Origin of the sequence: Spirosoma validum (assembly GCF_014699035.1) — a bacterium.
GTDB lineage: Bacteria > Bacteroidota > Bacteroidia > Cytophagales > Spirosomataceae > Spirosoma > Spirosoma validum.
The window spans coordinates 23847-45129 of the sequence record NZ_JACXAA010000027.1 but is presented as its reverse complement, the minus strand read 5'-3'; the positions used below and the strand labels follow the sequence as shown (position 1 = coordinate 45129).

The 21283-nt window shown below is 49.3% G+C and carries 18 protein-coding genes; 7 read left to right on the top strand and 11 right to left on the bottom strand.

What is annotated here, in order from left to right:
* Positions 1-467: phosphoribosylanthranilate isomerase (locus IC230_RS32700; RefSeq protein ID WP_191043300.1), on the bottom strand; the 467-nt coding region annotated here is incomplete at its 3' end.
* A 59-nt stretch (positions 468-526) separates the two neighbouring features.
* Between IC230_RS32700 and IC230_RS32695 the strand changes: the two genes are divergently transcribed.
* Complete coding sequence (locus IC230_RS32695) at positions 527-1777, top strand: MFS transporter (protein WP_191043299.1); 1251 nt, start codon at positions 527-529, stop codon at positions 1775-1777.
* 84 nt (positions 1778-1861) lie between these two features.
* Here IC230_RS32695 and IC230_RS32690 read toward each other — a convergent pair whose 3' ends face one another.
* Complete coding sequence (locus tag IC230_RS32690; RefSeq protein ID WP_191043298.1) at positions 1862-2071, bottom strand: hypothetical protein; 210 nt, start codon at positions 2069-2071, stop codon at positions 1862-1864.
* A 193-nt stretch (positions 2072-2264) separates the two neighbouring features.
* Here IC230_RS32690 and IC230_RS32685 point away from each other — a divergent pair, with 193 nt between their 5' ends.
* Positions 2265-3131: an SMP-30/gluconolactonase/LRE family protein gene (locus IC230_RS32685; RefSeq protein WP_191043297.1), complete on the top strand. Its 867-nt coding sequence runs from the start codon at positions 2265-2267 to the stop codon at positions 3129-3131.
* 55 nt (positions 3132-3186) lie between these two features.
* Here IC230_RS32685 and IC230_RS32680 read toward each other — a convergent pair whose 3' ends face one another.
* From IC230_RS32680 to IC230_RS32660, 5 genes are all read right to left on the bottom strand, one after another.
* Complete coding sequence (locus IC230_RS32680; protein WP_191043296.1) at positions 3187-3792, bottom strand: Uma2 family endonuclease; 606 nt, start codon at positions 3790-3792, stop codon at positions 3187-3189.
* 36 nt (positions 3793-3828) lie between these two features.
* Positions 3829-5163, bottom strand: coding sequence for an argininosuccinate lyase (gene argH / locus IC230_RS32675; RefSeq protein WP_191043295.1), 1335 nt, complete (start codon positions 5161-5163; stop codon positions 3829-3831).
* A gap of 148 nt (positions 5164-5311) precedes the next feature.
* Positions 5312-6616: an MFS transporter gene (locus IC230_RS32670; protein WP_191043301.1), complete on the bottom strand. Its 1305-nt coding sequence runs from the start codon at positions 6614-6616 to the stop codon at positions 5312-5314.
* Between the two features lie 84 nt (positions 6617-6700).
* A complete protein-coding gene (locus IC230_RS32665) occupies positions 6701-7315 on the bottom strand; it encodes a hypothetical protein (protein WP_191043294.1) in 615 nt (204 codons plus the stop codon).
* Positions 7316-7372: 57 nt separating this feature from the next.
* The gene (locus IC230_RS32660; protein WP_191043293.1) at positions 7373-7816 is read right to left on the bottom strand and encodes a DMT family transporter; all 444 of its coding nucleotides are present in this window, start codon (positions 7814-7816) and stop codon (positions 7373-7375) included.
* A 105-nt stretch (positions 7817-7921) separates the two neighbouring features.
* On the opposite strand from IC230_RS32660, the gene IC230_RS32655 reads away from it, so the two are divergent.
* Together IC230_RS32655 and IC230_RS32650 are read left to right on the top strand one after the other, a co-directional pair.
* Positions 7922-8914: a multidrug DMT transporter permease gene (locus IC230_RS32655; protein ID WP_191043292.1), complete on the top strand. Its 993-nt coding sequence runs from the start codon at positions 7922-7924 to the stop codon at positions 8912-8914.
* A 189-nt stretch (positions 8915-9103) separates the two neighbouring features.
* Positions 9104-10969, top strand: coding sequence for an outer membrane protein assembly factor BamB family protein (locus IC230_RS32650; RefSeq protein ID WP_191043291.1), 1866 nt, complete (start codon positions 9104-9106; stop codon positions 10967-10969).
* 70 nt (positions 10970-11039) lie between these two features.
* Here the strand turns inward: IC230_RS32650 and IC230_RS32645 are convergent, their stop codons facing one another.
* Positions 11040-13157 carry an alpha-amylase family protein gene (locus IC230_RS32645; RefSeq protein WP_191043290.1) on the bottom strand — a complete coding sequence of 706 codons (2118 nt, stop codon included), beginning with the start codon at positions 13155-13157 and terminating at the stop codon, positions 11040-11042.
* Positions 13158-13347: 190 nt separating this feature from the next.
* Here IC230_RS32645 and IC230_RS32640 point away from each other — a divergent pair, with 190 nt between their 5' ends.
* Positions 13348-13962, top strand: coding sequence for an outer membrane beta-barrel protein (locus IC230_RS32640; RefSeq protein ID WP_191043289.1), 615 nt, complete (start codon positions 13348-13350; stop codon positions 13960-13962).
* Between the two features lie 94 nt (positions 13963-14056).
* Here the strand turns inward: IC230_RS32640 and IC230_RS32635 are convergent, their stop codons facing one another.
* The 3 genes from IC230_RS32635 to rbsK form a co-directional block, all read right to left on the bottom strand.
* A complete protein-coding gene (locus tag IC230_RS32635) occupies positions 14057-15247 on the bottom strand; it encodes a hypothetical protein (RefSeq protein WP_191043288.1) in 1191 nt (396 codons plus the stop codon).
* A 106-nt stretch (positions 15248-15353) separates the two neighbouring features.
* Positions 15354-16937, bottom strand: coding sequence for an ADP-ribosylglycohydrolase family protein (locus IC230_RS32630; protein ID WP_191043287.1), 1584 nt, complete (start codon positions 16935-16937; stop codon positions 15354-15356).
* A 54-nt stretch (positions 16938-16991) separates the two neighbouring features.
* Positions 16992-17894, bottom strand: a complete 903-nt coding sequence (rbsK, locus tag IC230_RS32625) for a ribokinase (protein ID WP_191043286.1) — start codon at positions 17892-17894, stop codon at positions 16992-16994.
* Between the two features lie 256 nt (positions 17895-18150).
* Between rbsK and IC230_RS32620 the strand changes: the two genes are divergently transcribed.
* Together IC230_RS32620 and IC230_RS32615 are read left to right on the top strand one after the other, a co-directional pair.
* Entirely contained in the window at positions 18151-18867 is a 717-nt protein-coding gene (locus IC230_RS32620) for a hypothetical protein (RefSeq protein WP_191043285.1), read from the top strand.
* A 178-nt stretch (positions 18868-19045) separates the two neighbouring features.
* Positions 19046-21283 carry an ATP-binding protein gene (locus tag IC230_RS32615; protein ID WP_191043284.1) on the top strand — a complete coding sequence of 746 codons (2238 nt, stop codon included), beginning with the start codon at positions 19046-19048 and terminating at the stop codon, positions 21281-21283.

Genomic DNA, 21283 nt, shown 5'->3' with positions numbered 1-21283 from the left:
TGCACACGCCCCGTACCACCGAGTTCTTTTACGGCCAGCGTGGGATTCCCCGAATCGAGTAGGAGAGCGTCGGCTCCATCCTGAACGGCCTTTAGGGCTTCGTCAATATTTCGTTCGTCAATGATGTGAATGACCTGCACCAGTTTAACCGTCGGTAAAGCTTTATGAAGCTCTGCGTAGGTTTTCGGTAAAACGGCGTCTACTAACTGGATGGTGTTGGCACCGACGCGCTGCTGATGAGCCAAAATATCTTCTGTGCTGAGTTCGCTGGTGAGCATGAACGTAGCGATGGGCGGGGGCGTTACCCGAACGATCCGCGCAGCCAACTCATCGCCGACCACACCGGGACCGCTCGGCATTCGACCGACCAGCCCGAGTGCATCGGCACCAAACCGAATCGCCAGTTGTGCTTCGCCGATACTGCTGATGCAGCAAATTTTAACCCGGGTTCTGAACTGAGATTCCATTGTTTATGGTTGACTAAGTGAATAGCAAGGCGACAAAGTTACGATCCGCCGTTAAGAATATGGTTCAACAATATACCGACGACTCCTACGCATCCCTCCGCATTCCTGAATTCCGTTACTTCGTCATGAATAGTTTCCTGATCACCGTTACGTTGTTGATTCAGGAAGTTATTCTGGGTTATGAGCTTTACAAGATGACGCACGACCCACTAATGCTGGGGCTTGTAGGTCTGGCCGAAGCCATTCCATTCATTGCCTTATCGCTGTTCGGAGGGCACCTGGCCGACCGACGCGACAAGAAAAGTATTTTGCAGTGTAGTCTGCTGGTGATTATTCTCAGCTCTGTAATTCTTTATCTGGTCTTTCAACCTTCGATTGTTTCGGGTTTGTCCCGAACGGCACAACTGGCTACGATCTACGGCGTATTGATGTTAATTGGCACGGCCAAAGGCTTTTATTCACCGGCCAGTTCATCGCTGAAACCCTTTCTGGTTCCTCGCGAATTATACGCCAACTCCGCTACGTGGTATAGCTCATTCTGGCAGGCTGGCGCTATTGTCGGTCCGGGCGTTGCGGGTTTCTTGTACAACTGGGTTGGTTTTGATCATTCCCTGATTGTCGTGATCGGCTTTTTAGGGATTTGTTTTTTGCTGATTTCACTGATTAGCCGCAAGCCCGTACCCGTTACCAATGAACCTGCGTTGGGTCTTCGCGAGAGTTTAAAAGAAGGATTTCGATTTGTCTTTAAAACCCGAATCGTACTGTATGCCATTTCGCTCGATTTGTTCTCCGTGTTGTTCGGGGGTGTCGTAGCGATTCTGCCGGTTTTTGCCGAAGATATTCTGCGCGTTGGGGCGCAGGGATTGGGCTTTCTACGGGCTGCTCCGTCCATTGGTGCTTTGCTGACGATGGCTTATATGACGAAACATCCACCAACCCACAACGCCTGGCGAAATATGTTGCTGGCCGTAGCTGGATTCGGGGTAACCACCATCATTTTTTCCTTATCGACAAATTTCTATCTGTCGATTCTTATGCTGGCCTTAACGGGTGCTTTTGATAGTGTAAGCGTTATTATCCGACAAACGATTCTGCAAATTTTTCCGCCCGACCACATGCGGGGGCGTGTGGCAGCAGTGAATGGCATCTTTGTGAGTTCCTCGAACGAGATCGGCGCGTTTGAATCCGGGCTACTGGCCCGCTTGTTGGGCACAGTACCATCCGTAGTGCTGGGTGGCGTTGTTACGTTACTGGTGGTGAGCTACGTCTACACAAAGTCGAAAGAGTTATTTTCCGTACGGTTAAGCTAAAATAACATCATCGGTTTAGAGTCTGGCGCAATCGGTATAGTACATTGCGCTAGATTCAAGACCGATGATGTATGAACATTTCGGTTACGCACGGGCAACCGGAATGTTTAAATCATTCAGGAAGGCATCGACATCAAGGTGTTCATTAAGGAGAACACGCGCGTTAAAAATTTCCCAGAACATCTCATCCGAAATTTGGTAATCCCGTTGCAGTCGAATCATATCGCGAATGCTTTCTTTGAGCTGTCCAACGGGTGCCTGCACTGGATAATCTCGAAGCTGAATAGTTTCCATGAGCGTTGTTTTTTAGGATGCGTGTTTTTAAACACACTCATTTTAAGATTGTTTTACAATCAAAGACCTTCAGTAACATAGTCGTTAGAATAGTTATATTATGGCTTTTGTTATTACGCCAAAACGTGAAATGGTCCCGGCATCCTACAACTAAATTTTTTTGTATTTTTTATAATTGATTACTAATCAGACTATGAAGCATCCTCTTCTCTTGGCAACTGTAGTGTTTACAGGTATCAGCCTGCTCGCATTGACTCCTCCGTCAGATGCTCCGAAGCCTATTAAACTGGTAAAAGCCTGGGAAACGGATACTACCCTTCGTACGCCCGAATCAGTGCTTTACGATGGAAACAATACGCTGTACGTAGCGAACATCGATGGTAAATCCGATTCGCTCGACGGAAGCGGCTTCATCTCGAAGGTCTCACTGGACGGTAAAATCGAAAACCTGCGCTGGACATCGGGCCTGAATGCGCCAAAGGGTATGGGCTTGTATAAAGATAAGTTGTACGTAACCGATGTGTATCGTCTGGTATGTATCAACATCGCAAACGGTCAGGCCGAAAAAACCTGGGATGCCGTCGGCAAAAATGCGTTCCTGAACGACGTAACAGTCGCGAAAGACGGGACGGTGTACGTGTCCGATAGTCGGTTTGATAAAATTTATCAGCTAAAAGACGGCAAATGGGAGGTACTGATGGAAGGGGAGCAATTGAATAAGCCCAATGGCGTTCTGTCTGTCGGAAAGGACAAACTCATGATCGGCAGCACAAAAATTGGCGCTCTGCGCGAAGTGGATTTAAAAACAAAAGCCATGAAAACCCTGGCCGATGGGATGGCCAATACCGATGGAATTGTACCGCAAGGAAAAGGCAATTACTTTGTTTCAGACTGGAATGGGCAAATCTTTCACATCAGTGCCAACGGGACAAAAGAGCAACTGTTGGATACCCGTGGCGAAAAAATTAACTCAGCTGATATTGAATACATTGAGAAGAAAAAGCTACTAATTGTGCCGACTTTTTTCAAGAACAAACTGGTGGCCTATCGGGTAGAATAATTGCCCCGTGTCCTGCAAAACCAAACTGCCCGATCAAGATGGTCGGGCAGTTTGGTTAGTAAGAAATCTCTTCTTCTTCCAGTAGTTTCTTGATGTTGAGAACACAGCCTTCCATAACTGTAATGTCATTGCTCCAGTCGGTAAAAATCCAGTCCTGATTAGGCACAGCAATCATTACTCGACGATGCTTGCTCAAGACCCACAGTACTCGCTCAACCCCAAAATCGAATAGACGCTGATTTTTTTCGGCTACGTAATTAAATTCGATTCCATCGAAGTCGGCTAAGTCGATTTTAACGTCTACTTCAACAACAATTTTAGGTGCAACGTCGAAGTACTTCGTTGTAACAGCAAACGTTCCTTTTTCGAAAATTGCTACGTCGCAGGAAAGGTTATCGGTCAGGGCCATATGGACACCTGCTTCATTCGTGACGGGAATGTACTTTTTCTTGTCACGATTATTCAAAACATGGCCATAAATCAGCGATACTAGAATTGACTGTAAGGCACTGCTGCCCATAATACTTTCGGGGTTAAGATTTTTCTCCAGCACTTCTTTGTACCCCCGATAATAGAGCGGACGACCATTGAGCACTTCATATACTAAATATGACGGTATAGCCGGGATGGCTGTCTGTGTGGATTCCTGGGTTACTACCATCTCTACGTTGATTGTTTACAGCAATATAACGAATTTTCAGGAAAGTAGATGGGATATGGCAGACTGGGCTTTTTCATGCCCGAAACCTTTTACCGTCTGGTCCATCGATTTCACAATCAGATCATTCCCTAAGTTGCCAATGCTGCCTTCGTGCGTATGATGCAGTTCACGAGGGGGAACGTACGTATGCTCGGCGATTTCCTTGCCAACGGTTCGGTACGCTTCGCGGAACGGCACACCCTGCAACACCAATTCATTGACACGCTCGACGCTGAATAACAGATCATATTTGGCATCATCCAGCAGATTGGGCTTAACCTGCAGGTGTTCGAGCATGAAATCCGTAATGTCGAGGCAGTCCAGAATTTCGTCGAACGCAGGCATCAGGATTTCTTTCAGCAGTTGCATGTCGCGGTGGTAGCCCGACGGTAAATTGCTCATCACCAGCGTTACTTCCATGGGCAGCGCTTTCAATCGGTTCGTTTTTGCGCGCAGTAATTCTGCTACGTCGGGGTTTTTCTTGTGCGGCATGATACTGCTACCCGTTGTGAGCGCGTCGGGCAGAATCAGAAACCCAAAGTTCTGGCTGTTGTACAGACAGATGTCCATGGCCATCCGTGAAATGGTTGCCGCAACCGCTGCCAGGGCCGTCAGGGCCGTTTGTTCGGTTTTGCCCCGGCTCATCTGCGCGTACACTACGTTGACGTGCATGCCCTCAAACCCTAGCAACTCAGTCGTAAGGGTCCGGTTGAGCGGAAATGATGATCCATAGCCTGCCCCTGAACCCAATGGATTTCGATTGGCAAGACGATACGCTGTTTGTAAGGTCAGCATGTCGTCAGCCAGGGCTTCAGCGTAAGCGCCAAACCATAGGCCAAACGACGAGGGCATGGCAATTTGCAAATGGGTGTAACCCGGTAATAAATCATCTCTGTGTTGCTCCGATCGACCAATGAGTCTGTAGAATACACGTTGAACCGCTTCAGCCACGCGCCAGATTCGATCCCGCGTAAAGAGTTTCAAATCGACGAGCACCTGATCGTTACGTGACCGGCCAGAATGAATTTTCTTACCCACGTCGCCTAATACGCGCGTGAGCATAAGCTCTACCTGCGAGTGTACATCTTCAACCCCTTCTTCAATCTCAAACTGTCCTTGATGAATCTTCTGATAAATAGCTTTCAATTCATCAGTCATCATGCCTAATTCATCAGAAGAAATCAGGCCGATGGTTTCGAGCATTTGCGCATGGGCGAGATTGCCCAGTACGTCGAACGGAGCCAGATAGAGGTCCATTTCACGGTCGCGTCCGACGGTGAAGCGGTCAATTTTGTCGGCTGTAGTAACGCCTTCTTTTTGCCAGAGTTTCAAAATACAATGAGTGATTACGTGAATGAACGGTCCGTCATATCAGTGATTGACCGGGCTGGCGTTCCAGCGAATAAGCCGAACGCTCTGCACTTTCTACAAAGGTCGCAAAGAAAGTTGGGCAGGCAAGTTCAGAAAATCGTTGATGGATTTACGGTTCAGCAAAGACCATTGGCTCGGCGCTACGTTCCAGCCGCTTGCCCAGCCACCAGAATCCACTAGCTGTCATTATGCTAATTCCGGCTAGTACCAGCCAGTGCGTTGAAAAACCAACGCGGGCGATCATAAACGAACCAAAAGCGGGAGCCGCCGTTTGGGCCAGAGCACCCCCCATTGCATATAGGGCCAAGTATTGCCCCCGCGTGGCCGGGCTTGATCGCTCGACGGTAAACGACTGGAGAAAGGGCATCACCAGCATTTCGCTAAACGTAGCGAACAGAATATATAATAGTGCAATGCCTAGTCCGGGAAGCATTACTCCGACCGTATCAAGTCCCAACTGGGCTGGCCAGCTTGGTATCGTCAGCAGAATAAAGGCGACGGCGACCAACGTAACTCCTCGTGTAATCAGGCTTATTTTTGATCGATTCTGTTGTTCGAGACTATAGACCAGCGCCATTTCGACTGCGACGATCAAAAGACCGTTAAGCGACATCAATCCACCGATCAGGCGTTCGTTTAGTTGTAAAACTTTTTTGAAAAAGAGCGGTACGATGGTGAAAAAATGCATGAACACCATAAAATACAGGGCCGAACAGATCACAAAACCAACGAATAACGTATCCCGATAAGGTGATGTACCCGTCAAGTCCGGGTTTATGGGAGCATTTATAGACGACTGCGCTACGTTAGTTGATCGCTTACTTCTTTCGGGGACGGGTAAAAAGAACCAGAGTACGATACCCGCTACAATGCAGGTCAGCCCATCTGTCCAGAAAATGAGGCTGTAGTTGATGCTGGCTAACCAGCCACCTAAGCCGCCCCCAATGGCCCAGCCTAAATTGATCGCAAGCCGGTTAAGAGAAAACGCACGGGTTCGTGTTTCAGGATCGGAATAATGAGCAATGGCAACCTGATTCGCAGGCCGAAAAGCATCGCCAAACAGCGTAAAAATGAAGACGCTGCCACAGAGGGCGTAGAAATTGACAACGAGCTGTAGCGTAAGCAATGCTATTCCGCCAAACAAAAGGCTTAGTAGCTGAACGTAGTAGAAACTAAACCGGTCAACTAACCGACCGCCGAGAAACGTACCGACAAAAGCCCCCGCTCCAAAAGTGGCCATGACGATGCCGGTATCCGTAACGGAATAATGCAAATGTTGAGTGAGATAGAGCGTCATGAACGGCAAAACCATCGTACCGCAGCGGTTGATGAGCATAACACCCGCCAATAGCCATACCGATGGCGATAAGCCCCGGTAAGCCCGCTGATAGAGATGAAGTGTTTGCTGGATCATGCCCGTAAGGTACGACGAATGCCGCTCCGCTCGCGTTTGTAATTGAGCCAACGGAACGATAAGTTTACAGAAACAACAGGTGAGTTATGAAAGCGGTTGCCTGCGGGCATCAGCCTCTTCGCCGGGCGCCACAAAAATCTTTTTATCCGTAATTAACGGGCGGTGTTCTTCCAGAAATGCCTTCAACAAACGGATATCCTCCAACTGCCGGTCAATCGGGTGGGTTAGCGCGTAACTCTCTACATAGACTTCGCTGAAGTCAGTGATGACATATTCCATCAGCTTAATGCCTTTCTGTTTCAGCGCGTGGAGGTACAGATTCTGGTGATTATGGACGTAACGGCCGGGTTGGTAAGACCCGGTTGTCTTTAGGTCGACGGCTTTGAATTTGCCAATCAGATCCACGTACCCATAAAATAATACGTCGTCAATTTGCCACTGACAATAAACCTGCGTATCGACAATCGGGCGGGGGAGGAGCTTTCTGACTTTTTTAACGATCTCCGGGTCAAATCGGGCTTCGTCGGTGCCCTTCACGATGGCTTCTTCAAACGAAATGCCGCGTTCCTGAGCGGCTGTGGTTGGCGTCGGCACGCGATTAATCGAGTCGAGCAACTCCTGCGCGGAAAGATTACCTCCACGTACGTAGCGCGAAAAAACGTTCAGCAGTGAGGGATAGAAGCGGTAGTTGATGGACATGCGTTTGTCAGTTTCGGTCTGTATGGTCTTCTCCCTACGAACAACGAACTACTGCCCTTAGTTTTTCACCACCAGCAATACTCCGGCCATGATCAATACGCTGCCCAGCAATCGCCAACCGTTAGCCGGATGGATCGAAAAGCCCATAAATCCGTAATGGTCCAGGACAATGGCCGCCAGCAGTTGACCCGCTACACTCAGGCTCACTAAGTTAGCGGTTCCGATCTTCGGGACACTGACGATAACCGTTATCATATACACGGCGCCCATAACGCCACCCATCCACTTCCACCAGCTCACCTGCCGGATCGCATCGGTTGAAGGCGTTGATCCACCCGAAGCCAGAAAAAGCAGCACCAGTACGATAAAGCCTGACCCGAAGGAAATAGCTGCGGCCAGAATTGGGCTAGTCATTGCCTGACGGAGGTTAGCATTTACACCTGCCTGAACGGTAATCGCCAGGCCAACCAAAAAAGCAAGCAGAAGGTAGATATAATTCATAGTGACAAAGGTAGGAAACAGTAAGTTGCCGGTTTTAGCTTTCAAGCGTCTTTTCTGTCCATCAGAGACGTAAGATTTTCATCCACCTAATCACATCCTTCCGCCATGTTCACCATCTCAAATTACCCATTCGCGGTTGTTGTCTGCTTTCTTACGATGCTGTGCTGGGGCTCCTGGGCAAACACGCAAAAATTAATCACCCAATCGGTGCCGACAACCATTTTCTATCGGGATTATACGTACGGTATTCTGTTGTTAAGTTTGTTGCTGGCCTTCACGTTGGGTAGTTTCGGAAGCTCGGGCCGGTCATTTCTGGCTGATTTCGGTCAGGCTAATCGCCAGAACATGCTCTATGCGATGATTGGCGGGTTTGTCTTCAACATTGCGAATATCCTGATCGTCGTCGGTATCGAACTGGCAGGTTTGTCGGTCGCTATGCCGGTTGGGATCGGACTAGCCTTGATCCTGGGCGTGGTGGTGAACTACATTCTGTCGCCAGTGGGAGCGGCCGGACTGTTAGCAGCGGGTGTTTTTAGTATTTTTCTGGCCGTTGTGTTCAGTGCCCTGGCTTATCGGGCCAAAGCGAGCATCGACCAGTCGGTTAGCACACGCGGCCTTGTCATTTCGCTGTTGGGTGGGTTCCTGATGAGTTTCTTCTTCTATTTCGTAGCCAAAGCAATGGCCACCGATTTCGCCAATCCAGCCCCCGGCTTACTGACACCGTATACTGCCCTGGTGCTGTTCGGGTTAGGCGTAGTCGTGAGCACACCGCTATTCCTGCCGATTCTGCGTCGGTTTACAGGTAAGCCTGCCGATGACGAAATTACTTATGGCGACGTAAGCGGACGTAGCCACCGAATCGGAATGCTGGGCGGAATGATCTGGTGCCTGGGTATGGCGTCGAGCCTATTGGCATCAGGTGCGGCTGGCTATGCCATCAGTTATGGTTTGGGGCAGGGGGCCACCATTATTGCTGTGCTATGGGGTGTGTTTATCTGGCACGAATTTCGGAATGCCCCGGCCATATCCAGTCGGTACCTCATCATCATGGGTATTTGCTACGTACTGGGATTGGTTTTGATTATTTCGGCAAAGTGACAGACTGTCGCATTAATGGTTTGCTAAGCCCGCATCAGGACATAGCCATTCTAATTCATCCGATAAAAAGAGGGTTTTAGCTTTGGTAATCAGCCGTTTATCTGAAAATGTGTTGGTGCGAAACGCAATGTGTCGATCTTTAACCACGTCGATAGGATACGTTTCCTAAGCTAAACCAGTCAGTGTCTTATGAAAAGCTATTGTCAAGTTTATCGATCCGAGGTATTTAGCCGCTCTACGTGGCTCACCAGCCTCATTCTCTTTCTGACAGTTCGTTTGTTCGCCCAGCAACCGGATGCGGTTGCTCTGGCAGAAGGGCAAAAAGTATATATGGCTACCTGCAATACCTGTCATAAAGCGGATGCAGGTGTTGGTGCGCCGGCGCACTTGGTACTCGCGCAGATGCCTCCCCGCGCTATTCTCGCAGCCTTGGAAACGGGTAAAATGCGTGTACAGGCCAACGGGTTAACGTCAGAGCAGCGGAAAGCTGTGGCTCAATGGTTGACGGGAAAAGTAATAACAGAAACCGCAATTCCCAAAGAAGCCTACGCTATATTTAAACTTACCGCCAGTGAGAAGCCGACGGTGCATCATTCCGGATGGGGTGGTGATCTGGAAGGAACGGGCTATCGGTCGGCGCAACAGGCAGGTATGTCGGCCGAGAATGTTGGTAAACTTAAACTGAAATGGGCCTTTGCCTTTCCCGAAGCCAATCAGGTACGTAGTAAACCGGCTATCGTCGGCGATTGGCTCATTGTGGGAAGTCAGTTTGGGGAAGTGTATTGCCTTAACAAACAGACGGGTAAAATTGGCTGGCGTTTTCTGGCGAAGTCGGCGATCCGGGGGGCGATTTCAGTGGTTCAGACGGGTAAGACTATTCATGCCTTCTTTGCTGATAATAATACCAATGTCTACGCGCTGGACGTAACGACAGGCAAGTTGCTCTGGGAAAATAAAACGGGCAAGCACCCGCAATCGGGCAATACGGGCTCGGTAGCGGTGCACGACAACAGGATTTACGTACCGTTAACCTCTATCGAAGTAGCTTCCGTCTTAGACCCGGCCTATCCCTGTTGCTCATCGTCGGGCGAGATTGTCGCTTTAGATGCTCGTTCAGGTACGGAAATCTGGCGGCATCGGGTCATTACCGACGAAGCTAAAGAAGTCGGAAAAAAGAAAAACGGCTCGCCATTTTACGGTCCGTCAGGAGCTATCATCTGGAGCAGCCCGACAGTCGATACGAAACGGGGTTTGCTTTACTACGGAACGGGTGAGAACTACACGACTCCAGCCACAACGACCAGCGACGCCATTCAGGCAGTAGACCTCAAAACCGGAAAACTGGCCTGGTCGTTTCAGGCGACTAAAGACGATACGTGGAATCTGGCATGTCCGGGTAATCCGAATTGTCCCGAAAAAGTAGGGCCTGATTACGATTTTGGCATGGCGCCTATTTTAGCGAAGCAGCCCAATGGGTATGATTTATTGGTAGTGGGACAAAAAGCAGGAATCGTTTACGGCTTATCGCCTGATGATGGTAACGTGATCTGGCAAACTCGTATTGGTCACGGCGGGGCGCTGGGTGGAATCCACTGGGGCATGGCAACCGATGGAAAACTGGTCTATGCCGCCAATGCCGATAACAAATACGGCATTAATCCTAAAGTTGATTCCTTGATTAAACCCGCTCCTGGCCTGTTTGCGATCGACATAATGACGGGTAACGTAGTATGGAACACGCCCGCACCATCCTGCGAAGGAAAGAAAGGCTGTATTGAAGCCAATTCAGCCGCGCCAACCGTTATTCCGGGCGTCGTTTTTGCCGGAACACTGGATGGGCATTTGCGGGCTTACTCAACCAAAGACGGCAAAATTCTGTGGGATTATGATACCGACAAACCGTATCAGACTGTCAATGGTATTGAGGGAAAAGGCGGATCAATCGATGGTCCATCGCCCGTGGTGTCAGACGGTATGCTGTTCGTCAATTCGGGTTATGGCATGTTTGGGGAAATACCCGGTAACGTACTGCTGGCGTTCGAACTGGAGAAATAAACAATCTCTTTGTGCAAAATTGACTTTTTAAGAACGTCACTTCTGCTACCTTCCGGAACAGCTTGATTGCTTATCGAATTTTCTGTTCGGAGCGCTCAGGCGATTGCTTATTGATCTGATAAATTCTTGCATCAGGTTCGTCAAAAGTTATCTTCATAGAATCCTGGGCGGCCAACGTAGTGTTGCTGTATAGTTCTTTCGCTACGTAACGTCCAGCCCGCAAACCGATTCGAGAGAAATCGATGCTTACTGTTTTATTGTCTTCGTAGTTAAAAACCGCCAGATAAACGTAACGGTCCGTTTCGCGGACGAACAAATTAGTCGCTGACTCGCCGGTATTACCCTCAACGGGACGAAAAGCAATGCCGGCTCTAGCAATGGCCAGAAGCGCCGGGTTTTGCAACAGGCTTTGTGCTCGACTTAGCCACTGCCCCGACGTAGCGTAGTTATCGCCAGTAATGAGCGTACCCGTTACAAGGGCCGACGCCAGCCGGGCGCGGTTCACGCCTTCTGATTCTGTACCAAAAACGGTATGATCGGCGTCAATGAAGTCGTACAGATGCGTTTGCCACCAGCCGTAATTCGTACTGTTGAGCGTATAACGCGTGTCGGCCATTGAGTGAAAGGCATCGCAGGCAATCCGGCGCATGTGAGCGTAACGACCCGTTGCTAAACTGGGCGAGATGGCTACGTAGATCAGCATCTTATCCGCGAGTTGATCATTCAAAAATTCCATGCCCTTTCGGAACGCCTGCATCCCCGTCGTTACCGTTGAATCGTAGAAATGATCAGCTTCAATAGCGGCATGACCGATAAAGTCAATCTTGATCATTTCGAAACCGCAGTCCTTAAACTTGTTGATGACATACGCCAACCGTTGCTGCGTGCCCGGATGAGTTGGGTCCAACGCGCGGGCACCATCCAGTTCATGGTATTTCCCATTCACTTTGGTCCATATTTCGCTGTATGGATACGTACTGCCCTCAACCGTTCGGTCGCGTTTGCGCCAGTCGACAAAGGGTGCCCAGTAAATTCCTGGCTTCAGATGCTGTGCTTTGCAATAGTCGGCAAACTGCTTCAGCTGACTAAAATCACCGGTCAACCCGCCCGACGACAGATTATCCCAGTAAGAATCCAGGTCGATATACGCAGTGCTATCATTGCGAAACCCTTTCAGTTCATTAGCGAAAAAATCAACGACGCTTTTAGCGTTTGCCAGTGAGAGTTTCGTCTGAATAGCACCCCAACTATTCCAGCCAACCGGCGTGGGCTTTTTCCAGTCGAATACGTAACGCGGTTCGGCGAGCCGGTTTGCTTTTCCGTAAGCTTCCAAACCCAGCCGCCAATCATTGAAATACCCGACAAATAGTTTTGCTGATTTTACGTGATTGCCTGACAACGTACCGTGCGGCTTTTTATCGCGGGTAATGGTTGAGTCAGCGTAACCGCTCCAGACAACGAGTTCTGACAATCGCTGGCCAATTCCGGTTGTCTTTACGCCGGTTTTCCAGACCATATGCTCAACGGAACCAATCACAAGTCCGTTTCGGCTGGTATTTTCATAAAATGCCGTTACCTCCGAACTGGTATTTGTGAGACTAGTGCTCATGGATTTAGCATTGTAGCGGATGAACGTATCGTTATCGAACGGAACGAACAATACCCGATTATCACCCGTACTGCCATTGTTGACCTGATTGGCTACCAACGGCGCCAAATAATTACTGCTGATGGACTGACCACGTAAACTGATTTCGGTAAAGAAATACGATTTGTCGGGATACGTATCAAACACCTGTTGCATGGCGGGTAAACCCTTGCCCGTTAATGTAATGACGTATCGGGTTCCGGTTCCCAATGCGTCCCGTAGCGTGATTTTTCTGGCCTGACGAGTCGTGTATACCTTGCTGTTCACCTCGAATGTCCCGTTTCGAGCTGCGGCAAAAGCGCCCGTTATGATGGGACTCCGACCATACGTTACGTCGGCTGTTCCTGACGTAAGGTTATAAGTAATCTGGTTTGTTCGCCCAAAAGGCATAGCCAATACATCCGCTGAACGTATCTTTGTCGCCTGAGCTATCAGCATAGTCGATGGCCAACTCAATAGCAACAGAAAACAGCGACGATTCAGCAGGTAAAGAACCAATGACTTCGTTAGAGTAATCAAATGAATGTGCGTTTTAGCCATACAGTTTGCAACGGAAACGGAAAATTGGTTGTACTGAACGTAATGGCTGGTTATTGCAAGTAGTCGTGAATGCGAACGAAACAAACAATTTTAGTGACTCTGTGCCAACCGTAATCGTTTTCTGTGAATCTTATGCGGTAACAGGCTGTCCGAATCGTTAAACCAAGTACGTAGTAAATCTTAATTCTTTATGCGAAAGCTGTTCTTCAGTGTATTGTTACTGATCCCCTTCCTTGCGAGTGCCCAGACTACCAAGCCGTTTAAAGTGAACGTTGCTGTGGGTTATGCGGCAACCGCCGATTATTCGAACAGTAATTCGATTAAAAAGGCTGGTTTTGTCTTTAATCTGGAGCCTCAATACCGGGTTATTTCGAATCTGGATATTGGTCTGCGTTTAGAGCAGGCGTTTGTACAACGTCCCGAATTCATCGATGAAAGTACTGTCTTTCAAACGAAGACAAAGTCTATTATGTCGGCAGTTGTAACAGCTAATTATTCGATCAATATTGGCGGTTCGATCCAGCCTTTTGTCGGGATCGGGGGCGGACTTTACCACACGGAGCCTAGTGCCCAATCGGACACACGATTTGGCATAACAACGCAGTATCCGTTGCCAGCTACCAACGTAGCGGGCGGCATGGCTAGAGTAGGGGTCAGATGGGGGCGCCTTAACCTGCTAGCCGATTATAATCTGGTTAGTGATACACAGGTAACCGTTAGCGCCACCAGCCGGGCGCTGGCCGCCAAAAATTCCTATTTCAGTGTTAAAGCCGGATTTATTATTGGCGGAGGAAGCGACAAGTAATTCGTCAAAAGCGTCGTAAAAAAGTCAGGGGTAGTCAACCGTTGAGAAACAGTATCTGAAACGGTTGACTACCCCTGACTTTTTTACGAGAACTCTATTTCTCATTTAGCAGCAGGAACATTTCGGCCGCGTGCCAGGCGTGTGGGAAAGCGATTTTCTGCTTGACTAATTCCCGATCAAGCACCGTCAAACCGGGGTAATGCGCGTCGATGTCCCGTTGTTGCCAGCTGAGCGGATAGTCAATGTTGCCGACCATGCCCCGTTTTTCCGATACGTTCGCCTGGTCATAAAAATGATCTTCTGCCCAGCCAAAAAAAGGATTGTTACTAAAATTATCATCGACTCGCTTTTCATCGACATGCTCCGTTTTGTAGTCGAGCCAGAACACCGATGAGTAGCTATCCGCTTGTTTCGGAATAAGGTACGTATCAGATAAGTCGAGCGATTTGAGCCCGTACTTAAGCCATTTGGTTTGATAAACCGGATGCGCGACATTATCCGTCTTACCCACAATGTGCTTTTCTGTCTGGAACCGCCGAGCCGAATCCAGCACGACCGGTACGACCGGATGGGTTTTGTTGGACACTAACGAAACCAAAAACAGCACCTGCCCCAGATTATCCGTCTCGCGTTGGTTGTTCCGGTCGAACGGGTCTCGGATGGCCAGAATCCAGTCGCGGATCAGATGCAGATTATCCGTCGCACGCAGGACCATAGCCATCTGCGCAGCGTCGCGATACCACGGTTTGAAATAGACCAGGAAATTCGGTACCGGCCGACCGTTGATGACGTTGATAAGTACTTCCTGGTGCAACACCCGCAACACCGGGCCGAAAGTTTTGTTGGCAAAGCGTGGTAGACTCAACCGGCTACGTGTACCGGGAATCAATCGAGGGCGTTTGGCCGTCTGGAGTAACCATACGCCCGACTCATCCTCCCGAATCTGAACAGTTTGGCCATCGGCCAATGCCAGATGCACCAGATACTCTGATGGTAAAATGACCTCCTGCTTTACATTCCACTGCTCCTCAATATTCCCCGTCATGGCGTTCAGCAATCGGCCGTTGCGGTAGATAAGCTTGAGTCGATCGCCCATGCCGAACATGAAAAACTTCAGATCGGGTAACTCCTGCTGATTTTTATGTTCCTGCCGGAGTTGAGCCAGATTTTCGTGATAAGTCTGCAAAGCGCTCACCGGATCGGAATAGATCGCTGGAGGAGCTGGTTTTTGTCCATACACGGACGCTGTCAGCAGCAGAAAAAAGAGATAGTATTTAACTTGCATGCGTAGCGTCATTTACCGCAAAATTTTAATAACCACGGAGGCACAGAGTACACGAAGCATGACACCCTAAAGTACTCTGTGTATTCTGTGCCTCCGTGGTCAATCGTTACAACTTCGACTTGACTGGCTGATCGTTATAGACGAGTACTTCGTTTAATCGCACGACGTGTTCCGAATCCGGATTCAGCAATTTGATACGTACCGTATGTTTGCCCTTTGGTAACTGATACTTCCAGAACAGATCGTACCGACGATGCGTAAAATTTACGGGCAGTTTGGCCGTCTCAATTTTCTTACCGTCGATATATAGTTCGGCGTTGAAGGCAAAACTGCTTTCAGAACCCACCGGGTTTGAGTTTGACGAACCTCGGTTTTTGGGTTGAGCTGCGCCTTTTACAACAAAGCCAATTCCCTCAAAATTAAAGCTGTATTCATTCTCCAGGTCTTTACGGATGCCCGTGACCAATACGGGATGATGACCCGGAAAACTCTGTTCAAGACGTACGGTTTTAGGCGTTTGTCGCGCAATCGTTACCTGATCGCCATTGATTTTGCCGCCGTTCCGTTCGATGACCTGCAACGCGTGTTTCATCCCCATCGAATACACATCGTTCAGTGACATGGTCGTGTATTTGAAGTCAATGTCTTCGGCATCCTGCAAGCCCTGTTTCCAGTAGGCCGGAATTTTGTCGTATCCAAGCAAGGTACCCAGAACACCGCCCGCCGACGATGGATTGCAATCCGAATCCTGCCCGGCGCGCGTGCTGATTTCCATCGTTTTCGTGAAATCCCCACCGCCATACAGCAAGCCCAGCACAATGTAAGCGGAATTGATTTTGGCGTCGATATCGAATGGATAAAATACTCCTTCCGGACAACCCACTTCGTCGGCCCATTTCCGCTGAATTTCGAACCAGTTTCGTTTCCAGTCATTCGGAAACTGCTTGTGCCAGTTGATTACGTCGGCAATGCACTGGTAAAATGTACTCTGCGTCGGAATGGTCTTGAGCGCTTCGTTCACTACGTAATTGATGTCGTTCGAGACAAACGCCAGTGAGTATAAAGCCCCCACGTAAGCGCCACCGTACCAACCGTCGCCGTAATTCATGATGTGGCCGATGGGGTCGCCAATCTGTACAGCCGTATTGGGCATTCCGGGCGACATGAGCCCCGAAAAATCGGCTTCGATCTGAAAATCAATATCGTCGGCATGCGGGTTGTTGAGCCAGTGTCCTGATTCGGGCGCTTTCATACCGTTCAGCAGGTTATAGCGTCCGGCCTGGTTCGCGTGCCACAGCATATAACCGGCGTTGGCATAAGCATTGGCGTGTTCGGAAACGGGGGCGTCGAGACCTTTCTTCTCAAACACATCCACGAACGTCAGGTCCATATACAGATCGTCGTACAGACCCGGATTATCGATCATCGTTTTTTTGACGTAGCCTTCATACCACGGAATGGGCTGATAGTCATTCATCATTGTGCCATTGAACCGAAATTCGGTCGGTCCGCCAAACGTACAGCCGATAACCTGTCCGGCCCAGCCGCCTTTGATTTTGTCCTGAAGCGTCTTTTTTGAAAGTGTTACGGCAGCTGGCGCTCCGGCGGCCGGCGTTCCGGTTTTGGCCGGTTTAGCTGGAGGTGCTACCACCGATAGCAAAGCGAAAAGTAAGAGAAGAGGAATTTTCATGGAAGGGATTGGTTTAGTAAGTCGGCGTAACGGTCAGCGGATACACAAACGAGTCTACGAGAGTTCACTACGTTTCGGCATAGAGGCCTGCGCACCCATGCGTGTGACCGAAATCGAAGCGGCTTTGCAGGCAAACGCGACGGCCTCGGGCAGAGGCTGATCTTCGGCTAAGGCAACGGCCAGTGCGCCATTGAAACAGTCGCCAGCCGCGGTTGAATCGACAGCTGTCACGCGCGGAACCGAAATGAGTTGACCCTGGCTGCCCGTATGCAAATACGCCCCTTTCGAACCGAGCGTAATCACTACGTTGGTAACGCCCATATCGTGCAGTTTTTTTGCGGCCTGTTCAGCGGTCGCTACGTCGGTTACGTGAATTCCCGTCAGAATTTTGGCTTCGGTTTCGTTTGGGGTGATCAAAAACAGGTGTGGGAATAACGTATCCGGCAACGACTGCGCCGGGGCCGGATTCAAGATAACGCGTAAACCTTGCGTGGCTGCCTGCTTAACTACGTATTCAACCGTGGGCAACGGAATTTCTAATTGAACTAACGCGAACGTATCGGACGTAGCGGCCTGCAAAGCGGCTTCGGTTTCAATGGGTTGAAGATGCGCGTTGGCGCCGGGTGCGACGGTAATACAATTTTCCCCCTGGGCATCGACGTTGATAAGCGCCACGCCCGAGGGATGATCAGCATCCGTCAGTACGTAGGTCGTGTTGATGCCTTCCTGCCGAAAACCCGTAATAGCCTGTTGACCAAATATATCGTCCCCCACTTTGGCTACGAACGTTACCTGACCATTGAGTCGGGCGGCAGCAACGGCCTGATTAGCGCCTTTCCCGCCGGGATTCATCAGGAACGTACCACCCAGAACGGTTTCGCCCGGCGCGGGTAATCTGTCGGACTTAACAACCATATCGGTGTTGGAGCTACCGATTACCAGAATCTGATTTGGCATGAATTAAGGATTTAATAGTATATTTTTTGTATAAATGCATGGGCTACACTTCATTTACTGTTGATAAAGACACATAACGCAATCAGTGCGTTACGTTACACCGGGTTGAAACCCGGCGCAACGTACTAATTTTAACCATTTGCGCCGGGTTGAAACCCGGTGTAACGTAACATCAAGCAGCGATTTAATAATTCGTTAAATTAAGGCAGGAATGTTAAGCTGATCATTGTCAGCTAAGGTTATTTTGTCAACTGCTATGGTTTTTCGCTCAGCTTTACTTATCGGTTTACTCGCTACGTTACGCTTTGCCAGTTATGGTCAGTGTGTCGTTTCGCAGGATGATCAGACGCGCGTGATTACTACCTGCACGTTTTACGAAGCGAATGATGGACTGTTGATGAATCGACCCGATCGTATACAGGGCGCGTCGCACGTGGTTTATCTGGGTAGTCAGTATTTCGGCTATCCGATCTGGCAGGCCGGTTCGCTTGAGATGAGTGATCCGAAGAAAAGCATACCCTGTAGAATTGCTTTCAATCTGGTCACGAATGAAATCCGGTGTCAGTTTGCGGGCGATTCGAGTGCATATGCGATTCTGCCAGACGCGTTCACCATCAATGGCCTTCGTTTTGTGAGTCGGGTAAATACGCAGACTGGCAAAGCGGAACGCGCCTATTATATGGTTTTATATGCCGGAAAAACAAGGCTGCTCAAGCAATTCAAATGCAGTTTGCGCATGCGAGACAAAGACGTGTATACGCTGGATGAAGCCTTTAATGGTGAATTCGTTCAGCAACAGACGTATTACATTCAGCGGAATAACGGATCGCTTGAGCCTGTGACGTTATCCCGTAAGTCGGTACTTGACGTATTGGCCGATCAGGCAACTATACTAAAACGGATTCTGACAAAAAAGAAACTAACGGATCATGAGCTGGCCGGTGCTGTCGCCTATTATGATGGGTTTCGATGAGGCTCGTAAGAATCCCTTTTTCGCTAAGCCAACGTGGAGTCAACAGGTGTCGTTAGTAAGTTTCCGATCATCAAATTTATGGAATGCGTATATTGCGTATTAGTATGACAGATACCGGTGTCTAACGAGCGAATATCGTTAATATAGGATTCTGGCTTTCAACCACCCACTTTACTCAATGAGTTTATTGACTGTTGATCTGACGAACTGCGATCGGGAACCTATTCATATTCTCGGTCACATTCAGTCACACGGCTACCTGATTGCTATTCAGCCCGATACGTACTCAATCGTTCACGCCAGCGAGAATATCGTCGATCTGGTAAATACACCCGCTTCTCAATTAGTAGGACAGTCTGTCAATGCGTTGCTGGCGAACACCGATCTGGCTGAAAATGTCCTGGTCGAACTTCTGAATGTTGGCAAACGGAATGATTCGTGGGAAACCATGAATCCGCACCGGTTCACGCTCAATGGGAAGGTCTGGAATCTGATCATTCACCAGCATCAGGAGCTTCTGCTGCTCGAATGGGAACCCACCGGCGACGATCGGAACGCGGTTATGAATCAGCAACTAATTGCTCAGGCACTTACCGAAGTGCAGGCGAGCCGGACGCTTTCCGATTTACTACAAAACACCGCCCAGCGGATAAAAACCATTATCGGCTACGACCGGGTGATGGTCTATCGCTTTAGTGCAGACTGGCATGGACACGTAGTGGCCGAAGCCAAAGACGACCACCTGGAGCCATTTCTGGGGTTGCACTATCCGGCGTCAGATATTCCGCGTCAGGCCCGTGAACTGTATAAAATTAATCTGGTTCGTCTGATTGCCAATGTCGATAGTACACCGTCACCCATTCTGTCTGATCCCGATTGGTCCGAAGATCAACCGCTCGACTTAACGCATTCGGTTTTGCGGGCCGTTTCGCCCGTTCACATCGAATACCTCAAAAATATGGGTGTGCAGGCATCCATGAGTATTTCGCTGCTGTACCGGGGTGAACTCTGGGGACTGATATCCTGCCATAATACAACCCCCCGGTTCGTGGATTTCCAGGCCCGGCAAACCGCTAAATTTGTCAGTCAGCTGCTGTCGGCGGCTCTGGAGTTCCGCAAAGACGAGGAAGATAAGACCAATCTCCTGCAATACACGCAAATCGGCCAACGGTTACACGAACAGCTATTGCTGGGCGATGACGTAGCACGGGCACTGACAAAATCTTCGGTGACAGCGCTCGACGTAACCGAAGCAACTGGTGCTGCGCTGTTGTTCAATGATAAAGTATACCGATTGGGCGAAACGCCCGACGAATCGGCACTTCGGTCTTTGGCCGTTTGGCTTGGTACGACGGATATCGAAACGTTTTTGCAAACCAATCAACTTCCGGCTCGCTATTCACCTGCCGAACATTTCCGCGAGGTAGGGGCGGGGATTCTGGCCATCGCCTTGTCGAAGGAATTAAACGAGTACCTGATCTGGTTTAAACCCGAACAGGTTCAGCAGGTTACCTGGGCGGGTAATCCCAATAAACCCGTAACGGTTGACAACGACGGGCAGCAGCGACTAACCCCCCGGAAAAGTTTTGATGCCTGGACCGAAATCGTCCGGAATACATCGGAGTCCTGGAATGAAGCCGAAATAGGGTCAGTCGTCAAGCTACGGGAAGATATTCTACAGGTCATTACGAAACAGGCCAACGAGGTTCGTTTGCTGAATCAGCGGTTGCAGGTTGCCTACGAAGAACTGGATGCATTCAGTTATACCGTTTCGCATGACTTGCGTACGCCCTTGTCGTCCATTCGGTGCTATTCTGAAATTATACAGGAAGAGTACGGGCAGGAGTTTAACGAGGATGCGCGGGAGCTTTTTCAGAAAATTACGGAATCGACCGAACGGATGCAGCGCCTGATTCGGCACATTTTGTACTATTCGCGCATGGGCCGTACGGATTATAGTATACAACCCATTGAGATGAAGCCGTTGTTGCAGAATATAAGGGAGGAACTACTGATCGCCAACAAAGATCGGTCGGTACGGATTGACATTGGGGATACGCCTTCGATAACCGGCGATCCAACGATGATTCATCAAGTGTTTTCGAACTTACTCAGCAATTCGGCAAAGTATACCCAACGAGCGCCCGAGGCTGTTATTCAGGTAAATGGCCAACAAACGGACGACGAAGTGGTTTACTCTGTTGTCGATAACGGAATTGGGTTCGATATGAAACATGCGGGTAAGATGTTCGACCTGTTCAAACGTCTGGAAAATGCCCGCGAATTTGAAGGTACTGGTGTCGGTTTAGCCATTGTTAAGCGGATCATCAACCGGCATCAGGGGAAAATCTGGTTCCACAGCGAACCTAACCGAGGTACCACATTTACGCTTTCATTTCCAGTAACGACTCACTGA

Excerpts from the sequence above, each read along its gene's own strand:
- IC230_RS32695 (WP_191043299.1), top strand. The coding sequence starts at position 527 with ATGGTTCAACAATATACCGACGACTCCTACGCATCCCTCCGCATTCCT.
- IC230_RS32690 (WP_191043298.1), bottom strand. The coding sequence starts at position 2,071 with ATGGAAACTATTCAGCTTCGAGATTATCCAGTGCAGGCACCCGTTGGA.
- IC230_RS32685 (WP_191043297.1), top strand. The coding sequence starts at position 2,265 with ATGAAGCATCCTCTTCTCTTGGCAACTGTAGTGTTTACAGGTATCAGC.
- IC230_RS32680 (WP_191043296.1), bottom strand. The coding sequence starts at position 3,792 with ATGGTAGTAACCCAGGAATCCACACAGACAGCCATCCCGGCTATACCG.
- IC230_RS32670 (WP_191043301.1), bottom strand. The coding sequence starts at position 6,616 with ATGATCCAGCAAACACTTCATCTCTATCAGCGGGCTTACCGGGGCTTA.
- IC230_RS32665 (WP_191043294.1), bottom strand. The coding sequence starts at position 7,315 with ATGTCCATCAACTACCGCTTCTATCCCTCACTGCTGAACGTTTTTTCG.
- IC230_RS32660 (WP_191043293.1), bottom strand. The coding sequence starts at position 7,816 with ATGAATTATATCTACCTTCTGCTTGCTTTTTTGGTTGGCCTGGCGATT.
- IC230_RS32655 (WP_191043292.1), top strand. The coding sequence starts at position 7,922 with ATGTTCACCATCTCAAATTACCCATTCGCGGTTGTTGTCTGCTTTCTT.
- IC230_RS32650 (WP_191043291.1), top strand. The coding sequence starts at position 9,104 with ATGAAAAGCTATTGTCAAGTTTATCGATCCGAGGTATTTAGCCGCTCT.
- IC230_RS32645 (WP_191043290.1), bottom strand. The coding sequence starts at position 13,157 with ATGGCTAAAACGCACATTCATTTGATTACTCTAACGAAGTCATTGGTT.
- IC230_RS32640 (WP_191043289.1), top strand. The coding sequence starts at position 13,348 with ATGCGAAAGCTGTTCTTCAGTGTATTGTTACTGATCCCCTTCCTTGCG.
- IC230_RS32635 (WP_191043288.1), bottom strand. The coding sequence starts at position 15,247 with ATGCAAGTTAAATACTATCTCTTTTTTCTGCTGCTGACAGCGTCCGTG.
- IC230_RS32630 (WP_191043287.1), bottom strand. The coding sequence starts at position 16,937 with ATGAAAATTCCTCTTCTCTTACTTTTCGCTTTGCTATCGGTGGTAGCA.
- rbsK (WP_191043286.1), bottom strand. The coding sequence starts at position 17,894 with ATGCCAAATCAGATTCTGGTAATCGGTAGCTCCAACACCGATATGGTT.
- IC230_RS32620 (WP_191043285.1), top strand. The coding sequence starts at position 18,151 with ATGGTTTTTCGCTCAGCTTTACTTATCGGTTTACTCGCTACGTTACGC.
- IC230_RS32615 (WP_191043284.1), top strand. The coding sequence starts at position 19,046 with ATGAGTTTATTGACTGTTGATCTGACGAACTGCGATCGGGAACCTATT.